Origin of the sequence: Sphingomonas olei (assembly GCF_045369765.1) — a bacterium.
Lineage (GTDB): Bacteria > Pseudomonadota > Alphaproteobacteria > Sphingomonadales > Sphingomonadaceae > Sphingomonas > Sphingomonas panaciterrae.
Genome location: NZ_JBIQEU010000027.1, coordinates 1 through 23,511, shown reverse-complemented (window position 1 = coordinate 23,511; position 23,511 = coordinate 1). Strand labels below are relative to the sequence as shown.

Genomic DNA, 23,511 nt, shown 5'->3' with positions numbered 1-23,511 from the left:
GGTTCAAATCCTGTCCCCGCAACCAATACACACACACGCCGCCCTTCAGGGCGGCGTTGTCGTTTGTAGGGCCTGGCTACGGCCCTGAAACGCATCAGCTCCGGCGCGGCAACCATCCTCGCTCAGCTGCGGCAGGCCGACCCTCTTCCACGTCCGACTAGAGCGGCCGCGCAAAGCTGTCCTCGTCGGAATCAGCACGGACAATGCGTTCCAACGCCGCGGTCAACGACGTCCGCCGGCCCCGCTCTGCCTGCATGTGCGGTGCCCACAAGAGCGAAACGTCACGCGTGAAGTCGAACCCCTCCAGCGGGACCATTATGGTGCCCGGCTCCGCCAGGGTGCGGGGCATGATGGTGACGCCCAGGCCAGCTCTGACATAGCTCACTGCCTTGGCCTCACTGGTCGTCCGCGCCGCAAAGAACGGGCGAATGCCGTGGGCGGTGAAGAAGCGGCTCGTTTCCGGCAGCAATTCGCACTGACGGCGCAGGATCATCGCGTCGTTCATCAGTTCCTCGACCCGCACCGTGCGGCGTGCCGCCAGCCGGTGGTTACGGCTCAAAGCGAGCTGGTAGCTTTCGCGGTTGAGCCGCTGGGCAGCGCCACCCGCATCGCCCTCCCGCAGGATCGTCACTGCGGCGTCGATGCGGCCTCGACCGAGGCGGCCGCGCAGCTCGCGTTCGCTGCCCTCGACGATTTCAATCCGCGCGCCATCGCGAAACAAGTCCGCGTCGCCGAGCAGTTCCTCGATCCAGCGGCGGGCGATTGTCGTCAGAACGCCGAGCCGCAGCGTCTGCGGCGCGCTGCTGCCCGCGACGTCGCGCTCCGCTGCGGCAAAGCCCGCCTCGATCGTCCGCGCATGAAGCAGCAGCTTGGCGCCGGCATCGGTCAGCGCCACGCGCCGGTTGGTGCGACTGAATAGCGGCCCGCCCAGCAGCTTCTCGAGCTTCGCGATCCCTACCGACAGCGTCGGCTGGGACACATTGCATGCCGCCGCCGCCCGCGAGAAATTGCCGGTCGTCACCACCGCGAGAAAATAGCGTAGGTGATAGCGCTCGATCATAGAGCGCATCTATAACGTGCTTCCCGCGCTTTCAATTTCCCAAATGGTGCCGCTGATCCTAGGTTGCCGCCAAAGGATCGATCGGAGGCTGACATGGCGGATCTGGATTTCAGGCTGGGTGAAATGGCGGACACGATCCGCGCGACCACGCGGCGCTTTGCGCTCGACCGGATCGAACCGATCGCGGCGCGGGTGGATGCGGAGGACAGCTTCCCGCGCGATCTGTGGCCGGAGATGGGTGCGCTCGGTCTGCACGGCATCACCGTCGAGGAAAAGGACGGCGGCCTTGGCCTCGGCTATCTCGAACATCTGATCGCCTGCGAGGAAGTCAGCCGCTCCTCCGCCGCGATCGGCCTCAGCTATGGTGCGCATTCCAACCTTTGCGTGAACCAGATCCGCCGCTGGGCGAGCGAGGAGCAGAAGGCGAAGTACCTGCCGGGGCTCATCTCCGGCGGACATGTCGGCAGCCTCGCCATGTCTGAGGCGGGCGCGGGTTCGGATGTCGTGTCGATGAAGCTGCGCGCCGACAAGGTCGATGGCGGTTGGCGGCTGAACGGCACCAAATTCTGGATCACCAACGCGCCTCATGCGGACACATTGGTGGTCTATGCCAAGACCGCGCCCGACGCCGGCTCGAAAGGCATCACTGCCTTCCTGATTGAAAAGGATTTCCCCGGTTTCTCGATCGGGCAGAAGATCGACAAGGTCGGCATGCGCGGCTCCCCCACGGCGGAGCTGGTGTTCGACGATTGCTTCGTGTCCGATGACCAGGTGATGGGGCCGCTGAACGGCGGCGTCAAAGTGCTGATGTCCGGCCTCGATTATGAGCGCGTGGTGCTGTCGGGCATCCAGATCGGCATCATGCAGGCCTGCCTCGACGTGGTGCTGCCCTATGTGCGGGAGCGCAAGCAGTTCGGCCGGCCGATCGGCGACTTTCAGCTGATGCAGGCCAAGGTGGCGGACATGTATGTCGCGCTCAATTCCTCGCGCGCTTATTGCTACGCGGTCGCCCAGGCGTGCGACGCGGGGCAAACGACACGCTTCGATGCCGCCGGCTGCATCCTGCTGGCGTCCGAGAATGCGGTGAAGGTTGCGGGCGAGGCGATCCAGGCGCTGGGCGGCGCAGGCTATACCCGTGACTGGCCGGTCGAGCGTTACTGGCGCGATGCCAAGCTGCTCGACATCGGCGCCGGTACCAATGAAATCCGTCGCATGCTGGTCGGCCGTGAGCTGGTCGCCGGCGACGCGCCGCGCGCGCAATAGGGAGCGGCCATGCCACGTATCGCAACGCAGGTGTCGGCGTCGTCCGACGATTTCCAGGTCAACGCCGCGCACAATCGCGCGCTCGCCGAGGATCTGCGCGCCACCATCGCGCGCACCGCGCTCGGCGGGTCGGAGCAGCATCGCGCCCGCCATGTCGCGCGCGGCAAGCTGCTGCCGCGCGACCGGGTCGAGCGGCTGCTCGATCCCGGCTCGCCGTTCCTTGAGATCGGCGCGCTGGCCGCCAACGGCATGTATGACGATGGCGCGCCGGGCGCCGGCATGATTGTCGGCATCGGCCGGGTGTCGGGCCGCGAGTGCATGATCGTCGCCAATGATCCCACGGTGAAGGGCGGCGCCTACTTCCCGATGACGGTGAAGAAGCATTTGCGCGCGCAGGAGATCGCGCAGGAAAATCATCTGCCGTGCATCTATCTGGTCGACAGCGGCGGGGCGAACCTGCCGCACCAGGCGGAGGTGTTCCCCGACCGCGATCACTTCGGTCGCATCTTCTTCAACCAGGCGCAGATGTCCGCGAAGGGCATTCCGCAGATCGCCTGCGTGATGGGCAGCTGCACTGCCGGCGGCGCCTATGTCCCGGCGATGTCCGACGAAAGCGTCATCGTGCGCAACCAGGGCACGATCTTCCTGGCCGGCCCCCCGCTGGTGAAGGCCGCGACGGGCGAGGTCATCTCCGCCGAGGAACTGGGCGGCGCGGATACGCATGGTCGCAAGTCCGGCGTCGTCGATCATGTCGCCGAGAATGACGAACATGCCCTCCTGATCGTGCGCGACATCGTCGCCACGCTTAACCGGCCCAAGGCGATCGATATCGAGATCACCGCCCCCGTGCCCCCGCGGCTGGACCCCGCTGACCTCTACGGCATCGTGCCGCAGGACGTGCGCGCGCCCTATGACGTGCATGAGGTGATCGGGCGGATCGTCGACGGCTCCGAATTCCATGAATTCAAGCCGCTTTACGGCACCACGCTCGTCTGCGGGTTCGCCCGCATCTGGGGCATGCCGGTGGCGATCCTCGCCAACAATGGCGTGCTGTTCTCCGAAAGCGCGCTGAAGGGCGCGCATTTCATCGAACTGGCCTGCCAGCGCCGCGTGCCGCTCCTGTTCCTGCAGAACATCTCCGGCTTCATGGTCGGCGGCAAATATGAGGCGGAGGGGATCGCCAAGAACGGCGCCAAGCTCGTCACCGCTGTGGCCACTGCCTCGGTGCCCAAGATCACCGTGCTGATCGGCGGCAGCTTCGGCGCGGGCAATTACGGCATGGCCGGCCGCGCCTACAGCCCGCGTTTCCTGTTCACCTGGCCCAATGCGCGCATCTCGGTGATGGGTGGCGAGCAGGCCGCCAGCGTGCTCGCCACGGTGCACCGCGATGCCGAGACGTGGACGCCGGAGGAGGCCGAGCAATTCAAGGCGCCGATCCGCCAGAAATATGAGGATGAGGGCAATCCCTATTATGCCACCGCCCGGCTGTGGGACGATGGCATCATCGATCCGGTGCAGACCCGCGACGTGCTGGGCCTTGCCTTCTCCGCGGCGTTGAACGCGCCGATCCCTCAGACGCCGTCCTTCGGCGTGTTCCGGATGTAATGGCCATGATCGACAGTCTCCTTATCGCCAATCGTGGCGAGATCGCGCGCCGCATCATCCGCACCGCGCGCCGCCTCGGCATCCGCACCATCGCGGTCCATTCCGACGTCGATGCCGGCATGCCCTTCGTGCGCGAGGCGGATGAGGCGGTGTGCATCGGCACCGCCGCCGCTGCCGACAGCTATCTGCGGCAGGACCGCTTGCTGGACGCCGCGCGCGCAACCGGCGCACAGGCGATCCACCCCGGCTACGGCTTCCTGTCCGAAAATGCGGAATTCGCCGAGGCAGTGGTTGCCGCCGGCCTCGTCTGGGTCGGTGCGCCGCCGGCCAGCATCCGCGCCATGGGGCTGAAGGATGCGGCGAAGGAACGGATGATCGCCGCTGGCGTGCCGGTCACCCCCGGCTATCTCGGCGCCGACCAGTCGCCCGACCGCTTGCGGGCGGAGGCGGATGCGATCGGCTACCCCGTGCTGATCAAGGCGGTCGCCGGGGGTGGCGGCAAGGGGATGCGCAAGGTCGACGCCGCGGCCGATTTCCACACCATGCTGGAAAGCTGCAAGCGCGAGGCCGCGGCCTCGTTCGGTGACGATCGCGTGCTGATCGAAAAATACATCCTGTCGCCCCGCCATATCGAGGTGCAGGTGTTCGGCGACACAATGGGCAATGTCGTCCATCTGTTCGAACGCGATTGCTCGCTGCAGCGCCGCCACCAGAAGGTGATCGAGGAAGCGCCGGCGCCGGGCATGGACCCGGAAACCCGCGCCGCAATCTGCGACGCGGCGGCGCGCGCTGCCAAGGCGGTCGATTATGTCGGCGCGGGTACGATCGAATTCATCGCCGACGGCTCGGAGGGGCTTCGCGCGGACCGCATCTGGTTCATGGAAATGAACACCCGGCTTCAGGTCGAACACCCGGTGACCGAGGCGATCACCGGGCAGGATCTGGTCGAATGGCAGCTGCGCGTCGCCTCGGGTGAGCCGCTGCCGCTGCGGCAGGAGGATCTGGCGATCGACGGCTGGGCGATGGAGGCACGGCTCTACGCGGAAAATCCCGCCAGCGGCTTCCTTCCCTCGACCGGCCCGCTCGATCGGCTGCGCTTCCCCGCCGGCGTTCGCATCGACAGCGGCGTCGAGGAAGGCGGGGAGGTCACGCCCTTCTACGATCCGATGATCGCCAAGCTGATCGTCCATGGCGACACCCGCGCCGCCGCCGCCGCGAAGCTGGCCGACGCCGCGCGGCAGGTTCAGGTCTGGCCGGTGCGCACCAATGCCGGTTTCCTCGCGCGCGCCGCTGCGGACGGTGATTTCGTCGCCGGCCGGATCGATACCGGCTTCATCGAGCGGCATGCCGACCGGCTGATCCCCGGCTCGGCGCCGTCAGAAGCGGTGCTTCAGGCGGCGGCTGCCGCGATCGTGCCGGCGCCCAGCGGCGATCCGTGGCAGGATCTGGTCGGCTTCCGCGCCAATGCCCCGGCGGTACGGCGCGTGGAGGTGGAGGTCGACGGCACGCCCTATCTGGTCGAGCGTACCGGCGCGCCGGCCGCGACGATCGACGGCGATGTGCTGTATCTCGATGGCGAGGCATGGTCCTTCGGCCCGCCGCGCGCCGACCACGCAGGCGGCGCGGGTGAGGGCGATGGCGCAATCATGTCGCCGATGCCCGGCCGGGTGATCGCGGTTCTGGTCGAGGAAGGGCAGGCGGTCGCCCGTGGTGAGCGGCTGCTGGTGCTGGAAGCGATGAAGATGGAGCAGGCACTGCTCGCGCCGTTCGACGGCGTGGTCGGCGCGCTGAAGGTGGCGGCTGGTGAGCAGGTGCCCGAAGGCACGCTGCTGGCGCGGATCGAAGTGGGAGAGGGCTGATGGCGGGACGCTATTTCGATCAATGGCAGGTGGGCGACCGCCTGGTGCATGATATCCGCCGAACGGTCACGGAAACGGACAACCTCCTGTTTTCCACCATGACCCATAATCCGCAGCCCCTGCACCTCGATGTGGAGGCGGCGCGGGCCAGCGAGTTCGGCCAGATCCTCGTCAACGGCACCTTCACCTTCGCGTTGATGGTGGGGCTGTCGGTCGGTGACACCACGCTCGGCACGCTGGTCGCCAATCTCGGCTATGACAAATTGGTCATGCCCAAGCCGGTGTTCATCGGCGACACGCTGCGCGCCGAGAGCGAGGTGCATGAACTGAAGGAAAGCCGCTCGCGCCCTGGGGCCGGCATCGTCACCTTCGCGCACCGGCTGCTGAACCAGCGTGACGAGATCGTCTGCCAGTGCCTGCGGTCGGCGCTGATCAAGAAATCGACCGCCTGAACGGATTCTGGTGTGCGCCGGCGGTCACCTGCCGGCGCGCCCCAGCCACCCTTCACAACGCGAAGATCTTGCCCGGGTTGAACAGGTTCTTCGGGTCCATCGTGCGCTTCAACATGCGCATGATGTCGACGGCATCGCCCAGTTCGGCGACCAGCCAGTCCTGCTTGCCAAGGCCGATGCCATGCTCGCCCGTACAGGTGCCGTCCATCGCCAGCGCGCGCTCCACGATCCGCGCGTTAACCGCGGCGACTTTCGCCAGTTCGTCGGGTGACGTCGGGTCGATCGAGAAGATGACGTGGAAATTGCCATCGCCGACATGGCCGACGATCGTCGCCGGCACGCTGCACGTCGCCAGATCGGCCTGGGTCTCCAGAATGCACGCCGGCAACCGGCTGATCGGCACGCACACGTCGGTTGACCAGCCGACTGCATTGGGCCGCAGGTTCACCGCCGCCCAATAGGCCTCGTGCCGCGCCTTCCACAGCCGCGCGCGCTCCTCCGCCAGCGTCGACCAGGCGAAATCGCCGCCGCCATTCTCCGTCGCCAGCGTCTCCACCGTCGCGACCTGTTCGGCGACGCCAGCGGGCGATCCATGGAATTCGAAGAACAGGGTCGTCGTCTCGGGCAGGTCCAGCTTCGACCAGCGATTGACCGCCCGGATCTGCATCACGTCGAGCAGTTCGACGCGCGCCAGCGGCACGCCCGACTGGATCGACTGAACCACCGTATCCACCGCGCCCTGCAACGTCGTGAAGCCGCAGACCGCGGCGGAAATCTGCTCCGGGATGGGATGCAGCCGAAGCGTCACTTCCGTGATGATCCCAAGTGTTCCGTCGGCGCCGACGAACAGCCGCGTCAGGTCATAGCCGGCGGCCGACTTGCGCGCCCGGCTGCCCGTCCTGATGACCTTCCCATCGGGCGTGACGACGGTCAGCGCCAGCACCGCCTCGCGCATCGTGCCATATCGTACCGCGTTGGTCCCGCTGGCGCGCGTCGACGCCATGCCGCCGATCGTCGCATTGGCGCCGGGGTCGATCGGGAAGAACAGCCCCATGTCGCGCAGGTGCAGGTTCAATTCCTCGCGCCGGCACCCCGCCTGGACGGTGCAGTCGAAATCGTCGGCATGGACGGCGAGGATCGCGTTCATCTCCGACATGTTGACGCTGACCCCGCTATGAATCGGCAGCGCATTGCCCTCGATCGAGGTGCCGGCGCCAAAGGGCACGATCGGCACGTCATTGGCGGTGCACAGCTGGACCAGATCGACGACATCCTGCGTGCTGCGGGCGAACAATACCGCGTCCGGAGGAGCGGGGCCGAAATGTGCCTCTGAGCGGCCATGTTGCGCCAGCATCGCGCCGCTCTCATGCCATTGGTGGCCGAACCGCTCCCGCGCCGCTTCGAGAAAGGCGGGGGCAAGTGGCGGACGGGCGGGGGAAGGGGCGTGGTGCATCCCCCGATCCTGCCCCGAAAGCGGCCCGATGAGAACCGCGGTCATGCGCGATGGCTATGGCCGTCGCGCCGATTTGCCTGCCCCGCCGCGACCGGCGTCGTTGCTTTACCCCCTCGATCCGCCATCCTTGCGTCCTTCTCGCGAAAGGACCGCTCTTTGACCGCTCGCCCCATGCTTCGTGCCGCTCTTCTCGCCGGCGTGTTCCACCTCGCCACCGCTTTCCCCGCAGCGGCTCAGGTCGACCCGGCAAGGCTGGACGCGCTGAAGACGGAGGCAGCGGCGAAGGTCGATCGTCAGGCGAAGATGGTTCAGGAGATGGTCGATTCCCTGTTCAGCTTCGGCGAACTGGGCATGCAGGAGGTCGAATCCTCGCGCTACATCACTGCGGTTCTCGAAAAGAACGGCTTCAAGGTGGTGCGCGGCGTGGCGGGCATCCCCACCGCCTGGACGGCGACCTGGACCAACGGCAGCGGCGGCCCGGTGATCGCGGTCGGCTCCGACATCGACGGCATCCCCAAGGCCAGCCAGAAGCCGGGCGTCGCCTGGCGCGAGCCGCTGGTGGCTGGAGCACCGGGCCACGGCGAGGGGCATAATTCCGGCCAGGCGGTGAACATCGCCGCCGCGATCGCGGTCAAGGAACTGATGACGCGTGAGAAGATCCCGGGCACGCTGATGCTGTGGCCCGGCGTTGCGGAGGAGCCGGTTGCCGCCAAGGCCTTCTTCGTGCGCGACGGGCTGTTCAAGGATGCCGACGCGGTCCTCTTCACCCATGTCAGCTCCAACCTCGCCACCAACTGGGGACAGCCGAGCGGGACAGGTGGCGTGTCCGTCCTCTACACTTTCTCAGGCGAATCGGCGCATTCCGCGGGCGCCCCGTGGCGCGGCCGCAGTGCGCTGGACGCGGTCGAACTGATGGACGCCGGCTGGAACTTCCGCCGCGAGCATCTGCGACCTGAGCAGCGCTCCCACTATGTGATCAAGGACGGCGGTGACTTCCCCAACGTCGTGCCCTCGGAGGCGACCGTCTGGTATTATTTCCGCGAACAGAGCTTCGCGGACATCCAAAAGAATTTCGAGATCGGCACCAAGATCGCCAAGGCCGCCGCGATGATGACCGACACGACGGTCAGCCACCGCATCATCGGCACCGCAGCGCCGCAGCACATGAACCGCCCGATGGCGGAGGCGGCCTATGCCAACATGCAGAAGATCGGTCTGCCGACATGGACGGCGGAGGAGCAGCAATTCGCCCGCGCGGTGCAGAAGCTGGTCGGGGGCAAGGAGACCGGGCTCGACACCGAACTGGGCAAGCTGACCCCGCCAGATGCCGAGCCCAAGAGCGGCGGATCGGACGACATCGGCGACGTGTCCTGGACCCGGCCGACGATTACGATCCGCTATCCATCCAACATCCCGAACCTTCCCGGGCACAATTGGTCAAACGCCATCGCGATGGCGACGCCGATCGCGCACAAGGGGGCGATTGCCGGGGCGAAGGCGATGGCGATGACCATGCTGGACCTGTTCCTTGATCCCCGGTTGCTTGCCGATGCCAAGGCCTATTTCACCGAGGTCCAGACGAAGGACGTCAAATATCAGCCCGTCCTGACCAACGAGAAACCCTATATCGAGATGAACGCCGATATCATGGGCGCCTATCGGGAGCGGATGCGCCCGTTCTACTACAACCCCGCGAAGCACCGGACCTATCTGGACCAGATCGGGGTGAAGTGGCCGTCGATCACCCAGCCGTGAAGCAGCCCTTTTCCAGCGCGATCCCGGCGAGGTTCTGTGTCCGCTTTACGTGGCGCAGCCTGAGGGCGCTGCCCGGCGGCACCAGCGCCTGAAAGGTCAGCAGGTGGTGGCGTAGCGCCGGCGGCGTGCGCGCGCGTCCCCCTGCCTGGCGAATGACGGGCAGGCAGTCGCCGAGCAGGATGGGCTCGCGATACGCCTGCGCGAGGGCAAGGCGAACGGCGGCGATCAGCGCCAGCCACTCCGCCTCCATGCTCGTCCCCGCGCCAAGCTGACGCGTGACGTGCGCCCGCCCGCCAGCGACCACTGCAATCTCCATGCCCGCGGGCAGCGGGCGCAGCCCGCCGTCGAAGTAGATCTTCATGCGCGACGATAGGCGCCGGGGGCGAGATCACCCAGCGACCAGTCACCGATCTGCCAGCGCACCAGCCGCAGCGTTGGGTGACCGACCGCCGCAGTCATCCGGCGGACCTGCCGGTTGCGGCCCTCGCGAATGGTCAGCCGCAGCCAGCAATCGGCTATGTTGGCGCGAAAGCGGATCGGGGGATCGCGCGGCCAGATCGCTGGCGGACCGATCCGCTCCACCTCTGCCGGGCGCGTCGGTCCGTCCTTCAACCTCACCCCGCCGCGCAGCGCGTCGAGTGCGTCACCCGCCGGCTCACCCTCCACCTGCACCAGATAGGTTTTCGCCAGCTTGAAGCGCGGATCCGCGATGCGCGCCTGCAACCGGCCGTCATCGGTCAACAGCAGCAGCCCCTCGCTATCGCGATCAAGGCGGCCCGCGGGATAGACGCCCGGCACATCGATGAAGTCCGACAGCGTGGCGCGCTTGGTGGGGGAGCCGCGATCGGTAAACTGGCTCAGCACGTCATACGGCTTGTTGAACAGCAGCAGCGTCATCGCGCTGCGGCGATGCTTTGGGCAACCGCCTCGGCCGTTCGGATGCCGTCCACCGCCGCGGACAGGATGCCACCGGCGTAGCCCGCGCCCTCGCCAGCGGGGAACAGCCCGGCGGTGTTGAGGCTCTGGCCATCCTCGCCGCGGGTGAAGCGCACCGGCGACGACGTGCGCGTCTCCACGCCAGTCATCACGACATCGGGATGGTCATAGTCGCGGATCTGGCGTCCAAACACCGGCAGCGCCTCACGCATCGCGGCGATGACGAAATCGGGCAGGCATAGCGACAGGTCGGTCGGCTCGACGCCGGGCTTGTACGACGGCGTCACCGATCCAAGCGACGTGGAGGGGCGACCGGCCAGGAAGTCTCCCACCCGCTGCGCCGGCGCCTTGTAGTTCGATCCGCCAGCCACGAACGCCTGCTCCTCCAGCTGGCGTTGCAGCGCGATCCCGGCCAGCGGGTCGCCCGGATAGTCGCGCGCCGGATCGATCGCGACGACGAAGCCGGAATTCGCATTGCGCTCGTTGCGGGAATATTGGCTCATCCCGTTGGTGGCGACCCGCCCTTCCTCCGAAGTGGCGGCGACGACGGTGCCGCCCGGACACATGCAGAAGCTGTAGACGGTGCGCCCGTTCGAGCAGTGATGCGAGATGTGATATTCCGCCGCACCCAGGATCGCATTTCCGGCCTCATGGCCGAAGCGGGCGCGGTCGATCCATGATTGCGGATGCTCGATCCTGACACCGATCGAAAAGGGTTTCGCCTCGGCATGGACGCCCGCAGCGTGCAGCATGGCGAAAGTGTCGCGCGCACTGTGCCCGATCGCCAGCACGACATGATCGGCCTCCAGATACGATCCGTCATGCAAGTGCAGCCCGCGCACCTGCCGCTCGCCGGCCGCGTTCGTCTGCACGTCCAGCCCGTCGACTCGGGTGCCGAAGCGATATTCGCCGCCAAGCTCCTCGATCGAAGCGCGCATGCTCTCGACCATGGTGACCAGGCGGAAGGTGCCGATGTGCGGATGCGCTTCGGTCAGGATCTCGGGCGGTGCCCCGGCCTTCACGAACTCGGTCAGCACCTTGCGGTTGAGATGCCGGGGATCCTTGATCCGGCTGTACAGCTTTCCATCAGAAAAGGTGCCGGCGCCGCCTTCACCGAATTGCACGTTCGATTCGGGGTTCAGCACGCTACGCCGCCATAGCCCCCATGTGTCCTTGGTCCGCTCCCGCACCACCTTGCCGCGTTCCAGCACGATCGGGCGATGGCCGGCCTGCGCCAGGATCAGGGCGGCGAACAGGCCGCATGGCCCAGCACCGATCACTACTGGCCGTCTTGTACCGGCCGGCGGCGCGGCGGGCAGGTGGTAGCGGGTGTCCGGGGTCAGCTGGATATCGCGATCGCGGCGAAAGCGGGCGAGTACCGTCGCCTCGTTCTTCACCGCGACATCAATGGAATAGACCAGCGCGATGTTGTTCTTGTCGCGCGCATCATGGCCGCGCCGGGCGATCGTATAGCGGATCAACTCGCGCGGCGTGATCCGCAGCCGGCGGCAGATCGCGGCCGGCAGCGCCTCGTCGGCATGGTGTAGCGGCAGTTTCAGTTCACTGATGCGTAGCATGCCAGCGCTCTACACCGCCGGTCGACGAGCGCCAGACGGCTGATCCCGCTCGGTTCTCCCGTCTGGTCCCGCGGCCTCTTCCAGTGCCGCGACCTCGAACTCATATCGTTCCCAGCCGCGCTGCCGTGCCGCTTCCTCGCTGGCGGCTTTCTTGCCGGTCGCTTCCTTCAGCGACTTGGCATGACCCCAGAATACCTCGGTCTTGCCGCCGGGCAGATACGCCACCAGCCGCCAGTAATGGGTGAAGGGGGCATTGGTCGGCCCGATCGTCTTCACATAGCCGTCGGCCATGGTCGCCGTGAGGTAGCGCTTTCGTTTCGCCATGCGCCGATCTTGAACCATCGTGGGGCCCCAATCAGGCGGACGCCAAAGGGCATAGAGACTAGGGAGCGATTGCAGCTTTGGAAACTCTTTCTTCCATGATCGGCAGTTTCTGCTAAGCGGGCGGGCATATGGCAGGTTTCAAACTCCCCACGTTCAATGATCGTGCGGCCGCTTCGCGCGCCGCGAAGCAGCGCGCTGTCGAAAAGCAGCGCACCAAGACGGCGCCGGATCCAGACGCAGTCGCGGCCCGCGCAGCCGCGCTTGCCGCGAAGGAGGCCGCTGCGGCCGAGCGCCGGGCAGCCCACAAGGCCGCGATCGAGGCCGAAAAGGCCGCCAAGGCAGAGCAGCGGGCCAAGGCACAGGCCGAGGCCGACGAAGCAGCCGAGCGGGCCGCAGCAGCGCGCCGTGCGGCACCGGTGCCCCACATCCCGACCGCGGCCGAGCTGAAGGCGGCGCGGGACGCGCGCTATGCCGCGCGCAAGGCTCGCCAACGCAAGTGACCCCGCGCGAGCTGGTCGGCATCGCCGAGGTGCCGGGCGGTCCGCCGCTGCGACTGTTCCGCCGCGGCAAAGACTTCATGATCGTGCTCGAGCGTAACGAGCTGATGAGCACGCGGATGAGCGGCTCTGAGGTGGCGCTCGGCACGCTGGCATGCCAGCGGCTCGTCGGCCGCCCCGCGCCCCGGCTGTTGATCGGCGGCTATGGCATGGGCTTCACGCTGCGCGCGGTGCTTGGCCTCGTCGGCAAGGACGCCAGCGTGGTCGTCGCCGAACTGGTGCCCGGCATCATCGAATGGGCGCGCGGCCCGATGGTGGACCTGACCGACGGCTGCCTCGATGATCCGCGCGTCGCGCTCGAAATGGGCGACGTGGGTGACATCATCCGCCGCCAGACGGGCGGCTATGATGCGATCCTCCTTGACGTCGATAACGGCCCGGACGGCCTGACCCGTCCGGCGAACGACAGTATCTACACTGTTCGCGGGCTTGAGGCAGCATGGCGCGCCTTGCGACCCGGTGGGATCCTGGCGGTCTGGTCCGCCGCGCCCGACCCGGTATTTGCGCGCCGTCTGGGCAGCGTTGGCTTCAGCGTTGACGAGGTGCGCGTCAAAGCGCGCGACAACGGAAAGGGCGCGACACACATCATCTGGTTCGCCCGCCGTGACTGATCGGTACCATCACGTAGATTGCGCCAGAACGGCGCTAAACCGAACATCTCCACACGAATTGCGCCACACAGCCGCACGGACTGATGGGGGCGCACAGGAATGCATGGCCGCGCGGCACTTCGCGATGATTGTCACGGCAATGGACAGATCGCCCCTACGATCACGATCGGCCTGCTGTGGCATTCGCTGAACTCCGGCAATCTCGGGATCGGCGCGCTGACGCTGGCCAATCTTGCCATCGCGCGGGACGCGGCGCGCCGGGCGGGACTGACGCCGCGCTTCGTCATCATGGGTGCGCGGGAGTCCGCACCGCCGCCGTTCGCCGGCCTCGATATACAGTGCGTTGCGATCGACTCTCGCGCGCTGAAGCCGGGCGGCGCCATCTGGCGCGCGATGGGGGAGGTGGACTGCGTCCTCGATATCGGGGCAGGTGACAGCTTCACCGACATCTACGGCCCGCGCCGTTTCCTCTTCCTCACGCTGACCAAGCTGTTTGCCCTCGCGCGTGGCCGGCCGCTCGTTCTGTCCCCGCAGACCATCGGGCCGTTCACCGGCGCCGGGTATAAGGCGATCGCAGCCTTCATCATGCGCCGCAGTCGTGCGGTCTTCGCCCGCGATGAAGCGTCGCGGGTCGCCGCGCTGTCGCTTGCGCCGGAAGCCAATGTGAAGCTTGCGGTCGATGTCGCGTTCGAACTGCCGTTCACCGATCGCGCGTCGCTGCGCGGCTCGCCGCTGCTGCGGATCGGGGTCAACGTCTCCGGCCTGCTGTTCGGGGAGGCGGAACGCGGCACCAACCATTTCGGGCTTTCCTATGATTATGCCGTATTCACGCGCCGCCTGCTCAGCGCGTTGACGCGGCAGCCGAGTCTCCAGGTCCATCTGATCCCCCATGCGACCAACCGGGAGAACCCGGTCGACGACGACGGGGTGGTGGCCGACCGGCTTGCGCGCGAATTCCCCAATGCGATCCGTGTGCCCGACTTTGCCGATCCGACCCGGGCGAAAAGCTATATCTCGGGGCTCGATCTGCTGGTGGCCGGACGGATGCACGCCTGTATCGCGGCGTTCTCGACCGGCGTGCCAGTCGTGCCCGTGGCCTATAGCCGCAAGTTCACCGGCCTCTTCGGCCTGCTCGATTACGACATGATGATCCCTGTGAAGGGTATGGATGAGGATGCGGCAGTCGCGTGTGTCACGCAGGCGCTCGGCAGCCGATTGCAACTCGCGGCGGCTGAGGTGGAGGGGCTTGCCAAGGTGGAGACGCTCCTCGCCGGCTACCGCGCCACGCTCAGCGGGCTTTTTGCGTCCGTGAGCCAGCGGTCGTGAAGGACACCTCCGTAACGGTCGACCGCGTGCTCAAGAACGATCTGTGCAGCGGCTGCGGCCTGTGCGCCGGCGTGTCGGGGAATGCGATCGTCATGGGCATGGCCGCGCCGGGGTACGCGCGCCCTGTACAACGCCAGCCCATCCCACCGTCTGTCGAAGCCAAGATCGCGGCCAGCTGCCCCGGCGAAGTCGTCGCTCCTTGGCCGAATGCGATGGAGCGGCATCCGCTCTGGGGCCCTTGGCGCCAGAACATGGTTGGTGCGGCTACCGACCCGACGATCCGTTTCGCCGGCGCGTCGGGCGGGGCGCTATCCGCGCTGCTGGTCCATGCACTGGAGTCGGGTCTCGTCGATCGGGTGCTTCACGTGGAGGCGGATCCCGACCACCCGCTTGGCAACCGGATGCGGTGGTCCACCGATGCGGCGCAGGTGCTTTCCGGGGCAGGATCGCGTTACGCGGCATCCTCTCCCCTGGCTGCGATCGACCGTGCCTTGGCCGACGGTGGGACGTTCGCCTTTGTCGGCAAGCCATGTGACGTGTCGGCGCTCCGTCGCCTCGGCCGCCACGATCCGCGTGTGGCCGTGCAGGTGCCGCTCATCCTGTCCTTCTTCTGTGGCGGCATGCCGAGCGAGGATGGCGCCCGGCGCATCGTTGCGGCGATGGGGCTGGAAGGCGGGGAGGTGCAGGCGTTCCGCTACCGGGGTCAGGGTTGGCCTGGCCTGACGGTCGCCACCACACGCGAGGGGCGACAGGCCGACATGCCTTATGCCGAAAGCTGGGGTCGCCACCTCAGCCGCGAAGTGCAATTCCGCTGCAAGATCTGCCCGGATGCGGTCGGCGGGACTGCCGATATCGCCTGCGCCGACGCCTGGTACGGCGACGAGACCGGGTACCCGCTGTTCGATGAGGAGGAAGGGCGCAGTCTGATCATGGCGCGGACCGCGGCGGGGGCGGCCTTGCTGGCGTCCGCACAGGCCGCCGGCGTCCTCGCCGCCTCGCCGCTGCCGCTCGCCGACGTGGCAGGAATGCAGCCAGCGCAGGCGCAGCGCAAGCGGATGGTGGCCGCACGGATCGCCGCGACGCGCCTGCTGGGCCAGCGCACCCCCAGGATGCGCGATCTGGACGTGATGCGGGCCGCGCGTCTTGGCAGAACCTATGATCTTGCCCGCAACTTCCTCGGCACCATGCGGCGTGTCTGGCAGCGCCGGTGGCGACGCGGCGTCGCACGGACGCCGCTGTCGTGGCGGGGGGTGTCGTGACGCGGGCAGCGGCGCTGGTGCAGGGGGGCGTCCTTTCCCTGGCGCTATTGATGCCTGCGCTCGCAGATGGCCAAACGCGGCCGATCGACGGCCACACCTTCAATCCCCCGCCACGCAAGATCACCCTGTCGGTCGCATCGGACCTCCTCTACGACACCAATGTCGCCCACGGCACCGAAACGGCGGCGCGGCTGCGCGACATCGAGCCGGAGGACGTGCGCAGCACCAATGTTGCGGCGATCGACCTGGCGCTTCCCGCCGGGCGTGCCGCGTTCACCTTCCTCGGGGTCGTCGGCTATGATGCTTACGCCCGCAACGATCAGCTTGATCGCGAGCGGATCGATCTGTCCGCCGGAACAAAGCTCCCGCTGGCGTTCTGCATGTTCGATGACGACCTGCATTACGCCCGGGCACAAAGCGATCTTGCCGACCTGTCGCTTGTCCCGAACGCGCCGGCCGAGGCGGCGGCCAACGCCCGAACCGACCGTCGCGCGGACGCCCGGCTGGCGTGTGGGCCGGCAATCGGCATCCGGCCCTTTGTCTCGCTCGGGCATACTGAAACGACCAACAGCGCAGCGGCACGGCGCTTTCAGGACGTGAGCGACACGCGCTATACGGCCGGCCTTTCCTATGCCAATCCCGTCGTCGGCGTCGTCAGCTTGGTCGCGCGTCGCGCCAGCTTTGACTATGATCGTCGGCCACCCGACGGTTCGCTCGGCAGCCAGCGCTTTCGCGTCAGCTACGCTGGCGTCGGCTTCGACCGCCGGCTCGGCGCACGGCTCCAGATGACGGCGTCGCTCGGTTACGCGTGGATGGGTGAGCACGACGCGCGATCGGGGCGCCGCCTTAACGGACTGAATTGGGATCTTGCTAGCACGGTGCGGCTGGCAGACCGGGCGCAACTGACCGTGCGGACATCGCGGGCCATTGATGCGGCTACCGGCACCTTCGCCAATCTGGTGCGCACCAGCAGCTATGCGGGTACGATTATCTATGCGCTGGGGCCGAGCGTCAGGGTTGATGCGACCGCGTCATTGATGACGCGGGCGTTCGATGCCGGCGCACTACCGCAGCCGTTCCAGCTGATCGACGACCGCAGCCAGGATTATATGCTGGGGCTCGAATATCGTCGCGCCCGCGCGCGGGTTCGGCTCGCCGCCGCCTATCGCCAGCGCGATGCGACGCCTGATCTTTATGACTATAGCGGATTTCTGCTGTCGCTTGGGGTTCGCTACGCGCTGGAGCGGTAAGCCGATCGCGGCTCAGCGAAGCCGGCGTGACAGCAGGATCAGGAGCAGGCCGCCGGCTGCCAGAAAGGCGCCGCGATCGGCCCAGACGCGTTGGTCGAGCATGAAGCTCGACGCGGGCCATTGTACATAGCCCAGTCCCTGGCCGATCCACAGCAGACCGACCAGGGCGAGGATGGCGCCCAGCGCGAACAGCACCGGGCGCCAGCGCCGCATCTCAGCGCTCGTTCAGCGGAACGTACGCACGTGCCGTCGGTCCGGTGTACAGCTGACGCGGACGGCCGATCTTCTGGTCGGGATCGGTGATCATCTCGTTCCACTGCGCGACCCAGCCGACGGTACGGGCAAGGGCGAACAGCACGGTGAACATCGACGTCGGGAAGCCGATCGCCGACAGGATCACGCCCGAGTAGAAGTCGACGTTCGGGAACAGCTTCTTCTCGATAAAGTAATCGTCGCTGAGCGCCAGTTCTTCCAGCCGCAGCGCCGTCTCGAACAGCGGATCGTTGACGTTCAGCGCCTCGAACACTTCACGCACGGTCTTCTGCATCACCGTCGCGCGCGGATCGTAGTTCTTGTACACGCGGTGGCCGAAGCCCATCAGGCGGAACGGATCATTCTTGTCCTTTGCCCGGTTGATGAACTCGGGAATGCGATCCGGCGTGCCGATTTCCTGCAGCATGTTGAGCGCCGCTTCGTTGGCGCCGCCATGTGCCGGACCCCACAGGCAGGCGATGCCGGCCGCGATGCACGCGAACGGGTTCGCGCCCGACGAACCGGCAAGGCGCACGGTCGAGGTCGACGCATTCTGCTCGTGATCGGCATGGAGGATGAAGATCCGGTCCATCGCCCTCTCAACGGCCGGGTTCACCTCATAGGGCTCGGCCGGCACGCCGAAGGTCATCTTCAGGAAGTTGCCGGTGTAGCTCAGCGAGTTGTCCGGATACTGGAACGGCTGCCCGACGCTGTACTTGTACGCCATTGCCGCGATCGTCGGCATCTTGGCGATCAGGCGGTGCGACGCGATCATGCGCTGCTGCGGATCGTGGATGTCGGTCGAATCGTGGTAGAAGGCGGAAAGCGCGCCGACCACGCCGCACATGATCGCCATCGGATGCGCGTCGCGGCGGAACCCGCGGTAGAAGGTCGCCAGCTGCTCGTGCAGCATGGTGTGGCGGGTGATCGTGTTCTCGAACTTGTTCAGCTCGTCGCCCTTGGGCAGCTCGCCGTTCAGGAGGAGGTAGGCCACCTCCATGAAGCTCGACTTCTCGGCCAGCTCGCCGATCGGATAACCGCGGTGGAGCAGGACGCCCTCGTCACCATCGATATAGGTCAGCTTCGACTGGCATGACGCGGTCGACGTGAAGCCGGGATCATAGGTGAAGGCGCCGGTCTGACCATACATCTTGCGGATGTCGACCACGTCGGGGCCAACCGTGCCCGACAGCACGGGATAGCCGAAGTTCTTGTCCCCAAGGGACAGCTTGGCATCAGTCATCGTTTTCGTCCTTCCCATGGGCGGCCGTTTGATCCGCGGCATGATCGGCGATGCGGGCGAGACTTTCGTCACGCCCGAGCAGTGCGAGCACGTCGAAGATGCCGGGTGAGGTCCGGCGGCCGGTGAGTGCGGCACGGAGCGGCTGGGCCACCTGGCCGAGCTTCAAGCCCAGCGTCTCGGCGACCTGCCGCACCGCTTCTTCGAGCGCTTCCGTATCCCACTTGGCCACAGCGTCAAGCGCGTGATGTACCTTTGCCAGCGTCAACGGTGCGTCTCCCGCCAGTAGCGGCTCCGCATCGGTGGCGATCGGCAATGGGCGAGAAACAATCAGGAAACGTGCGCCGTCCGCCAGCTCGTTCAGATTGGCCGCGCGGGGCTTCAGCGCGGGCATCGCCGCCGTGATCACCGGGCGGCGCGGATCATCCTCCGCAAGGCCCAGGCGCCCGGCCACCAGCTCTGCGAGCCGGGCGTCATCCGCGGTGCGGATGTAATGGCCGTTCAGATTTTCCAGCTTCTTCATGTCGAAGCGGGATGGCGCCTTGCCAACGTCGGCGAGGTCGAACCATTCGATTGCCTGTTCGCGGCTGATGATCTCGTCGTCGCCATGTCCCCAGCCAAGGCGGAGGAGGTAATTATCGAGCGCCTCGGGCAGGATGCCCAGTTCGTCGCGATAGGCGTCGATGCCGACCGCGCCGTGTCGCTTGGACAGCTTCGCGCCGTCCGCGCCATGGATCAGCGGAATGTGCGCATAGGCGGGTTCGGGCCAGCCCATCGCCTTGATGATGGGCAATTGGCGAAACGCATTGTTGAGGTGATCGTCGCCGCGGATGATGTGCGTGACGCCCATGTCGTGATCGTCGACGACGACCGCCAGCATATAGGTGGGCGTGCCATCGGACCGCAGCAGCACCAGATCGTCCAGTTCGGCGTTCTGGACCGTCACCGGCCCCTGCACCAGATCGTTGATCGTCGTCGCGCCTTCGGTCGGCGCCCGCAGCCGGACGACGAACGGCGCCGTCGGATCATCGTTCACCCGATCACGCCACGGTGAGCGGATGCGCAGCGGCTGCTTCTTGGCCTGCGCCTCCGCACGCATCGCCTCGATATCCTCGGCGGTCATGTAGCATCTATAGGCCGCGCCTGCCGCCAGCATCGCATCGACCACTTCGGCGTGGCGCGGCGCGCGGGTCGACTGGAAGACCTCTTCGCCGTCCCAGTCGAGGTTCAGCCAGCGCATGCCCGACAGGATCGTATCGATCGCTGGCTGGGTCGAACGCGCGCGATCGGTGTCCTCGATGCGCAGCAGGAAGCGCCCGTTGTGATGACGCGCGAAAAGCAGGTTGAACAGCGCTGTTCGCGCGCCCCCTACATGCAGGAATCCGGTGGGTGAGGGGGCGAACCGTGTGACGACGGTTGCATCGCGGGTTTCAGTGGTTGCGCTCAAGCGCGCTTGCTCCCAGGCTGATGGATAACATGGCGACTACGGCCGCGCCCGCCCCTAGCACTTACGCCCCCGCGCTTCAAACCGCGCGGGCGCGTGTGGAATCGTGGCTGGAGGCGGAGCGCGACCAGCTGCCGCTATGGCTGCCGGTGGCGCTGGGCGGCGGGGTGGCGGCGTGGTTCGTCCTTCCCAATAGCAGCGCCTGGCGCGCCGCGTTGCTGGGCGCCGCCGCGCTCGCCCTCCTCGCGCTTGCGGCATCCTCCGCCGGTAGTCGCGCTGCCCGGGTGGCGGCGATCGGCAGCATTGCTTTCGCGGCCGGGCTCGCGCTGGTGTGGCTGCGGGCGGAAACGGCGGCCGCGCCCGTCCTTGCGCGTCCCGCGATCGCGACTTTCACTGGGCGGGTGGAGGCAATGAACGCATTGCCGGCGCGGGGACTGGTGCGGGTACGGCTCGGCGATCTTGAGTGGCTTGATCGCAGGCCGCCGCGTGCGCCCCTCCACGTGCGCGTCAACGTAGCAGAGCAGGACGTGCCGGCCGGGCTGCTGCCTGGGACGCGGATCAGCCTGCGCGCGCGGTTGATGCCGCCTCCGCCGCCGGCGGTGCCGGGCGCCTATGATTTCGCGCGCGTGGCATGGTTCAGCGGGATTGGTGCCACCGGGCGGGCGCTCGGCTCACCCGAGATCCTGGCGGGTGCGGTCGCTGGAGAGCCGTTCCGCGCGCGCCTGTCCCGCCACATCCAGCACAATTTGGAGGGAAGTGCCGGCGGCATCGCCGCCGCGCTGGCGACCGGCGATACCGGGGGGATCGAGGAACCGGATCAGGAGGCGATGCGCCGCTCCGGCCTTGCGCATCTTCTGTCGGTCAGTGGACTCCATATCACCGCGGTCGTCGGCCTGACGATGCTGCTCGCCGCACGACTGCTCGCGCTCAACATGCGGCTCGCGCTCACCGGTCGGGTTCCGCTGATCGCAGCGGCGACCGCTGCCGTGACCGCGCTCGGCTATACCTGGCTGACCCGTGCGTTATAGGAGTCAAGCAGTGATTTCGGCCCGCCGTTTTGTGCCTTGCTTCGTCGCCCGCATCTGAAAAGATGCTAGGAAAGCAGGGGCGGGGGTATGAATGAGCGAATGGATTATCAGCTTTCGAGGATTAGACGCAGACGAAGGCCACATTGAAGCTCTCGCGGGTATTGAAAGTGCTGCCGGTATTGCGCGAGCCTTGACATTGATCGGTCACTACGCCGCGACCGGATCGGTCAGGCACAGATATCCCTTCGACGATACCGTGAAGTTCTATCTTGAGGGGACGGAGGAGGGCAGCTTCAATTGGAAGCTGGTGGCTACGGTCGGCGGCCCTTTGGCCTTGGGTCTCGCTACGAACGCGATCTACGATTTGTCGAAACTCACTATGAGCAAGGCAATAGGCGAGGAGCCGACGTCTATCAGCCAGCCGGTAGAGCAATTGAATGAGTCAAAAAGCGGTGACATCGACGCGTTGGTTGAGGCCATCGAGCCTGCGCTGAAAAAAGCGCACTATGGCATAGGAGAGACCGCCGCAGAGATCGTAATCCAAGAAACCAAAACCAAGAAGGTCGTCGTTCGCTTTAACAGCGAGTCCAAGAGCTATCTGATGGACAGCCTTGAAGCAGACGACGGCACGCAGGATGTCGCGATCTCGGCGTTGAACGTGAACGACAAGACGGGTCGCGCATATTTCCTGGATTTGAAGCGAACGATACCGTTTCGAGTCTCGAAAGAGGCCGATCCAAAAACCGTAAGCGTTCTATCTGCGGGGATTAATCGATACGCGAACCGCATTCCGGCCCCTATACGCATCACATTTTCCCGCGTGGAAGCAATCGATGGGCGTCTAAAACGCATCGTGATCTACAAGGCGGAGGACGTGTCCGACGAACTGTGATCGTCGGCTGCGGCTATCACGCGCTGACAAGCGCGTTTTAGGAGTCAAACTCTGATTTTTCGTAGTTTTGCGTGCCCTAGCCCCTGAGCCGCGCAATCATGCGCTTCCACGCGCCCTCATCTTTTGGCCACCTGTTTGGTGCTGTTGGAGCGTTGCTGGCTGGGCGTATTCCGATAGGGCGCGACCCGCAAAATGAGCAGCGGAAGCGAGCACGGAGCAGATGGACGCGGGTGTCGTACCGCTTGATGAACATCCATCGCGAGAAGTTCTCGCCATCGACCACGCTCCGGTGCCCGCATTGGCAACGCACCTCCAAATTGCGGGCGACTCGGAACATGTCGCTGAGCGTCTCGAGCTTGGTGTTCGCAGACACATCAGAGCGGAAGCGCCAGCTGGTTCGTATCCGTGTTCACGGGCTGGTACAGCGCGTCATAGACGTGCTGGGCCAGTGTCGCGCAGCCATCGGCGCGCAAGCTCTCGCTGGGCATGGTGAGGGCCACCTTTGCCCATGCTGGTGCCTCCGCGATCAGCTCGCCGATCCGCTCAGGGGTGATGTACGCCATAACGATTCCTCCGTTCCGCGCGATTAGATCAAAACGAGAACAGATGGCAATCGGTTGCGTCAGCCACTCATGGCTACAGCGCCGGTTGCCCGACGCTGCGCGAGATTGTTTATAGGTCGTCGTAGAGTGCCATCAGGGCTTGCCCGAGTAGCTGGGCAACCGGGCAATGCGGGTCGCGAGAGAGCAGCGCCACGATGCCGTTACGCATCATCTCAATCTGCTCCTCGATGGGAATTTCAACGCCCACGGCGGATATCCATCATCATCGTGCGGAAGGTCTCGTTCTGGCGCTCGTTCGCCGCGATGGCGCGGTCTAGCAGCTCTACGGCTACGTCGATGCTCTCACCCTTGCTGACCGGCTCTACGGGCTTCGCATCGGCAATGGCAGCTTCGACGCGGTTCAGCTTTTCGGTCAGATGCGCGATTGTTGCGCCTTGATGTTCGACTAGCTTCGTCAGTTCATCGACGAACTGCGCGATTTCATACATGGTCATGGGAGTTTCTCTCCTTCTAGTTTTCAGTGAATGGTTGGCTTGGTTGCGCCGTCTGCGAGATAGAGGTCATCCCGGTTCTTGGGCTGCTTCTTCCTGCGTGCTTTGTCGAATGCCTGCTCGACAGTGAGGCCGCGATCGAGGCGCTGGCGAACCGTTGCGCGCTTGATCCCCAGATCGTCGCACCAATCAGCGAGTGTCTGGCGACGGCCCTGATATTCGATGATCGGGCTTAGACTGTGGATCGGCGTGGAAAAGGGACCCCGGTAGCGGGGTGATCGGCGTCGAAAAGGGACCCCTCATCCCGTTGGTCT

The 23,511-nt window shown here is 66.1% G+C and carries 24 protein-coding genes; 12 read left to right on the top strand and 12 right to left on the bottom strand.

What is annotated here, in order from left to right; translation table 11 throughout:
- Nucleotides 1–157: 157 nt before the first annotated feature.
- On the bottom strand, nt 158–1,060 hold the full coding sequence (locus ACH0BU_RS16565) for a LysR family transcriptional regulator (RefSeq protein ID WP_046407246.1): 903 nt from the start codon (nt 1,058–1,060) through the stop codon (nt 158–160).
- 93 nt (nt 1,061–1,153) lie between these two features.
- Here ACH0BU_RS16565 and ACH0BU_RS16560 point away from each other — a divergent pair, with 93 nt between their 5' ends.
- The 4 genes from ACH0BU_RS16560 to ACH0BU_RS16545 are packed head-to-tail and all read left to right on the top strand — an operon-like array spanning nt 1,154 to nt 6,239.
- Nucleotides 1,154–2,323 (top strand): acyl-CoA dehydrogenase family protein, encoded by a 1,170-nt coding sequence (locus ACH0BU_RS16560; RefSeq protein ID WP_500264350.1) that lies wholly within the window; start codon nt 1,154–1,156, stop codon nt 2,321–2,323.
- A gap of 9 nt (nt 2,324–2,332) precedes the next feature.
- Nucleotides 2,333–3,928 carry a carboxyl transferase domain-containing protein gene (locus ACH0BU_RS16555; protein WP_296222722.1) on the top strand — a complete coding sequence of 532 codons (1,596 nt, stop codon included), beginning with the start codon at nt 2,333–2,335 and terminating at the stop codon, nt 3,926–3,928.
- 5 nt (nt 3,929–3,933) lie between these two features.
- Nucleotides 3,934–5,787, top strand: a complete 1,854-nt coding sequence (locus ACH0BU_RS16550) for an ATP-binding protein (protein ID WP_314469965.1) — start codon at nt 3,934–3,936, stop codon at nt 5,785–5,787.
- On the top strand, nt 5,787–6,239 hold the full coding sequence (locus ACH0BU_RS16545; protein WP_296222218.1) for a MaoC family dehydratase: 453 nt from the start codon (nt 5,787–5,789) through the stop codon (nt 6,237–6,239). Before ACH0BU_RS16550 ends, ACH0BU_RS16545 begins: the two co-directional genes overlap by 1 nt.
- A gap of 52 nt (nt 6,240–6,291) precedes the next feature.
- On the opposite strand, the gene ACH0BU_RS16540 is transcribed toward ACH0BU_RS16545, so the two are convergent.
- Complete coding sequence (locus ACH0BU_RS16540) at nt 6,292–7,692, bottom strand: FAD-binding oxidoreductase (protein ID WP_500264351.1); 1,401 nt, start codon at nt 7,690–7,692, stop codon at nt 6,292–6,294.
- 171 nt (nt 7,693–7,863) lie between these two features.
- Between ACH0BU_RS16540 and ACH0BU_RS16535 the strand changes: the two genes are divergently transcribed.
- Nucleotides 7,864–9,447 (top strand): amidohydrolase, encoded by a 1,584-nt coding sequence (locus tag ACH0BU_RS16535; protein ID WP_296222223.1) that lies wholly within the window; start codon nt 7,864–7,866, stop codon nt 9,445–9,447.
- Here the strand turns inward: ACH0BU_RS16535 and ACH0BU_RS16530 are convergent.
- The 4 genes from ACH0BU_RS16530 to ACH0BU_RS16515 are packed head-to-tail and all read right to left on the bottom strand — an operon-like array spanning nt 9,434 to nt 12,284.
- Nucleotides 9,434–9,808, bottom strand: coding sequence for a reverse transcriptase-like protein (locus tag ACH0BU_RS16530; protein ID WP_136452209.1), 375 nt, complete (start codon nt 9,806–9,808; stop codon nt 9,434–9,436). The genes ACH0BU_RS16535 and ACH0BU_RS16530 overlap by 14 nt on opposite strands.
- A complete protein-coding gene (locus ACH0BU_RS16525; protein WP_296222214.1) occupies nt 9,805–10,344 on the bottom strand; it encodes a pseudouridine synthase in 540 nt (179 codons plus the stop codon). Before ACH0BU_RS16525 ends, ACH0BU_RS16530 begins: the two co-directional genes overlap by 4 nt.
- Nucleotides 10,341–11,960 (bottom strand): NAD(P)/FAD-dependent oxidoreductase, encoded by a 1,620-nt coding sequence (locus ACH0BU_RS16520; RefSeq protein WP_046407220.1) that lies wholly within the window; start codon nt 11,958–11,960, stop codon nt 10,341–10,343. Before ACH0BU_RS16520 ends, ACH0BU_RS16525 begins: the two co-directional genes overlap by 4 nt.
- 9 nt (nt 11,961–11,969) lie before the next feature.
- Nucleotides 11,970–12,284, bottom strand: a complete 315-nt coding sequence (locus ACH0BU_RS16515; protein WP_314469975.1) for a hypothetical protein — start codon at nt 12,282–12,284, stop codon at nt 11,970–11,972.
- Between the two features lie 128 nt (nt 12,285–12,412).
- Here ACH0BU_RS16515 and ACH0BU_RS16510 point away from each other — a divergent pair, with 128 nt between their 5' ends.
- The 5 genes from ACH0BU_RS16510 to ACH0BU_RS16490 all read left to right on the top strand — a co-directional run bounded on the left by ACH0BU_RS16510 (nt 12,413) and on the right by ACH0BU_RS16490 (nt 17,287).
- Nucleotides 12,413–12,784, top strand: a complete 372-nt coding sequence (locus ACH0BU_RS16510; RefSeq protein WP_296222473.1) for a DUF6481 family protein — start codon at nt 12,413–12,415, stop codon at nt 12,782–12,784.
- Nucleotides 12,781–13,452, top strand: coding sequence for a spermidine synthase (locus ACH0BU_RS16505; RefSeq protein WP_046407223.1), 672 nt, complete (start codon nt 12,781–12,783; stop codon nt 13,450–13,452). The genes ACH0BU_RS16510 and ACH0BU_RS16505 overlap by 4 nt, the downstream gene beginning before the upstream one ends.
- Nucleotides 13,453–13,551: 99 nt before the next feature.
- Nucleotides 13,552–14,778 (top strand): polysaccharide pyruvyl transferase family protein, encoded by a 1,227-nt coding sequence (locus ACH0BU_RS16500; RefSeq protein WP_296222476.1) that lies wholly within the window; start codon nt 13,552–13,554, stop codon nt 14,776–14,778.
- Nucleotides 14,775–16,037 carry a Coenzyme F420 hydrogenase/dehydrogenase, beta subunit C-terminal domain gene (locus tag ACH0BU_RS16495; protein ID WP_296222478.1) on the top strand — a complete coding sequence of 421 codons (1,263 nt, stop codon included), beginning with the start codon at nt 14,775–14,777 and terminating at the stop codon, nt 16,035–16,037. The genes ACH0BU_RS16500 and ACH0BU_RS16495 overlap by 4 nt, the downstream gene beginning before the upstream one ends.
- Before the next feature lie 50 nt (nt 16,038–16,087).
- Nucleotides 16,088–17,287: a hypothetical protein gene (locus tag ACH0BU_RS16490; RefSeq protein WP_500264349.1), complete on the top strand. Its 1,200-nt coding sequence runs from the start codon at nt 16,088–16,090 to the stop codon at nt 17,285–17,287.
- A gap of 12 nt (nt 17,288–17,299) precedes the next feature.
- Here ACH0BU_RS16490 and ACH0BU_RS16485 read toward each other — a convergent pair whose 3' ends face one another.
- The 3 genes from ACH0BU_RS16485 to gltX are packed head-to-tail and all read right to left on the bottom strand — an operon-like array spanning nt 17,300 to nt 20,226.
- Nucleotides 17,300–17,500 carry a hypothetical protein gene (locus ACH0BU_RS16485; RefSeq protein WP_046407229.1) on the bottom strand — a complete coding sequence of 67 codons (201 nt, stop codon included), beginning with the start codon at nt 17,498–17,500 and terminating at the stop codon, nt 17,300–17,302.
- Nucleotide 17,501: 1 nt separating this feature from the next.
- The gene (locus ACH0BU_RS16480; protein WP_314469987.1) at nt 17,502–18,782 is read right to left on the bottom strand and encodes a citrate synthase; all 1,281 of its coding nucleotides are present in this window, start codon (nt 18,780–18,782) and stop codon (nt 17,502–17,504) included.
- On the bottom strand, nt 18,775–20,226 hold the full coding sequence (gene gltX / locus ACH0BU_RS16475) for a glutamate--tRNA ligase (protein ID WP_296222767.1): 1,452 nt from the start codon (nt 20,224–20,226) through the stop codon (nt 18,775–18,777). The genes ACH0BU_RS16480 and gltX overlap by 8 nt, the downstream gene beginning before the upstream one ends.
- A gap of 29 nt (nt 20,227–20,255) precedes the next feature.
- On the opposite strand from gltX, the gene ACH0BU_RS16470 reads away from it, so the two are divergent.
- Both ACH0BU_RS16470 and ACH0BU_RS16465 read left to right on the top strand, forming a co-directional pair.
- Entirely contained in the window at nt 20,256–21,251 is a 996-nt protein-coding gene (locus ACH0BU_RS16470) for a ComEC/Rec2 family competence protein (protein ID WP_496001488.1), read from the top strand.
- A gap of 91 nt (nt 21,252–21,342) precedes the next feature.
- Nucleotides 21,343–22,143, top strand: coding sequence for a DUF7946 domain-containing protein (locus tag ACH0BU_RS16465; protein WP_500264348.1), 801 nt, complete (start codon nt 21,343–21,345; stop codon nt 22,141–22,143).
- Between the two features lie 374 nt (nt 22,144–22,517).
- Here the strand turns inward: ACH0BU_RS16465 and ACH0BU_RS16460 are convergent, their stop codons facing one another.
- The 3 genes from ACH0BU_RS16460 to ACH0BU_RS16450 all read right to left on the bottom strand — a co-directional run bounded on the left by ACH0BU_RS16460 (nt 22,518) and on the right by ACH0BU_RS16450 (nt 23,200).
- Entirely contained in the window at nt 22,518–22,706 is a 189-nt protein-coding gene (locus ACH0BU_RS16460) for a DUF6771 family protein (protein WP_500264347.1), read from the bottom strand.
- Between the two features lie 109 nt (nt 22,707–22,815).
- Nucleotides 22,816–22,953, bottom strand: a complete 138-nt coding sequence (locus ACH0BU_RS16455; protein WP_500264346.1) for a hypothetical protein — start codon at nt 22,951–22,953, stop codon at nt 22,816–22,818.
- Nucleotides 22,943–23,200, bottom strand: coding sequence for a hypothetical protein (locus ACH0BU_RS16450; RefSeq protein WP_500264345.1), 258 nt, complete (start codon nt 23,198–23,200; stop codon nt 22,943–22,945). Before ACH0BU_RS16450 ends, ACH0BU_RS16455 begins: the two co-directional genes overlap by 11 nt.
- Nucleotides 23,201–23,511 lie beyond the last annotated feature (311 nt).

Bases quoted from the DNA above. Each gene is read 5' to 3' on its own strand.
- ACH0BU_RS16550 (WP_314469965.1), top strand. From the start codon at position 3,934: ATGATCGACAGTCTCCTTATCGCCAATCGTGGCGAGATCGCGCGCCGC.
- ACH0BU_RS16540 (WP_500264351.1), bottom strand. From the start codon at position 7,692: ATGCACCACGCCCCTTCCCCCGCCCGTCCGCCACTTGCCCCCGCCTTT.
- ACH0BU_RS16525 (WP_296222214.1), bottom strand. From the start codon at position 10,344: ATGACGCTGCTGCTGTTCAACAAGCCGTATGACGTGCTGAGCCAGTTT.
- ACH0BU_RS16470 (WP_496001488.1), top strand. From the start codon at position 20,256: ATGGCGACTACGGCCGCGCCCGCCCCTAGCACTTACGCCCCCGCGCTT.
- ACH0BU_RS16510 (WP_296222473.1), top strand. From the start codon at position 12,413: ATGGCAGGTTTCAAACTCCCCACGTTCAATGATCGTGCGGCCGCTTCG.
- ACH0BU_RS16500 (WP_296222476.1), top strand. From the start codon at position 13,552: ATGCATGGCCGCGCGGCACTTCGCGATGATTGTCACGGCAATGGACAG.
- ACH0BU_RS16515 (WP_314469975.1), bottom strand. From the start codon at position 12,284: ATGGCGAAACGAAAGCGCTACCTCACGGCGACCATGGCCGACGGCTAT.
- ACH0BU_RS16490 (WP_500264349.1), top strand. From the start codon at position 16,088: ATGCCTGCGCTCGCAGATGGCCAAACGCGGCCGATCGACGGCCACACC.
- ACH0BU_RS16480 (WP_314469987.1), bottom strand. From the start codon at position 18,782: ATGACTGATGCCAAGCTGTCCCTTGGGGACAAGAACTTCGGCTATCCC.
- ACH0BU_RS16560 (WP_500264350.1), top strand. From the start codon at position 1,154: ATGGCGGATCTGGATTTCAGGCTGGGTGAAATGGCGGACACGATCCGC.
- ACH0BU_RS16535 (WP_296222223.1), top strand. From the start codon at position 7,864: ATGCTTCGTGCCGCTCTTCTCGCCGGCGTGTTCCACCTCGCCACCGCT.
- ACH0BU_RS16460 (WP_500264347.1), bottom strand. From the start codon at position 22,706: ATGGCGTACATCACCCCTGAGCGGATCGGCGAGCTGATCGCGGAGGCA.
- ACH0BU_RS16485 (WP_046407229.1), bottom strand. From the start codon at position 17,500: ATGCGGCGCTGGCGCCCGGTGCTGTTCGCGCTGGGCGCCATCCTCGCC.
- ACH0BU_RS16530 (WP_136452209.1), bottom strand. From the start codon at position 9,808: ATGAAGATCTACTTCGACGGCGGGCTGCGCCCGCTGCCCGCGGGCATG.
- ACH0BU_RS16465 (WP_500264348.1), top strand. From the start codon at position 21,343: ATGAGCGAATGGATTATCAGCTTTCGAGGATTAGACGCAGACGAAGGC.
- ACH0BU_RS16545 (WP_296222218.1), top strand. From the start codon at position 5,787: ATGGCGGGACGCTATTTCGATCAATGGCAGGTGGGCGACCGCCTGGTG.
- ACH0BU_RS16555 (WP_296222722.1), top strand. From the start codon at position 2,333: ATGCCACGTATCGCAACGCAGGTGTCGGCGTCGTCCGACGATTTCCAG.
- ACH0BU_RS16450 (WP_500264345.1), bottom strand. From the start codon at position 23,200: ATGACCATGTATGAAATCGCGCAGTTCGTCGATGAACTGACGAAGCTA.
- ACH0BU_RS16520 (WP_046407220.1), bottom strand. From the start codon at position 11,960: ATGCTACGCATCAGTGAACTGAAACTGCCGCTACACCATGCCGACGAG.
- ACH0BU_RS16565 (WP_046407246.1), bottom strand. From the start codon at position 1,060: ATGATCGAGCGCTATCACCTACGCTATTTTCTCGCGGTGGTGACGACC.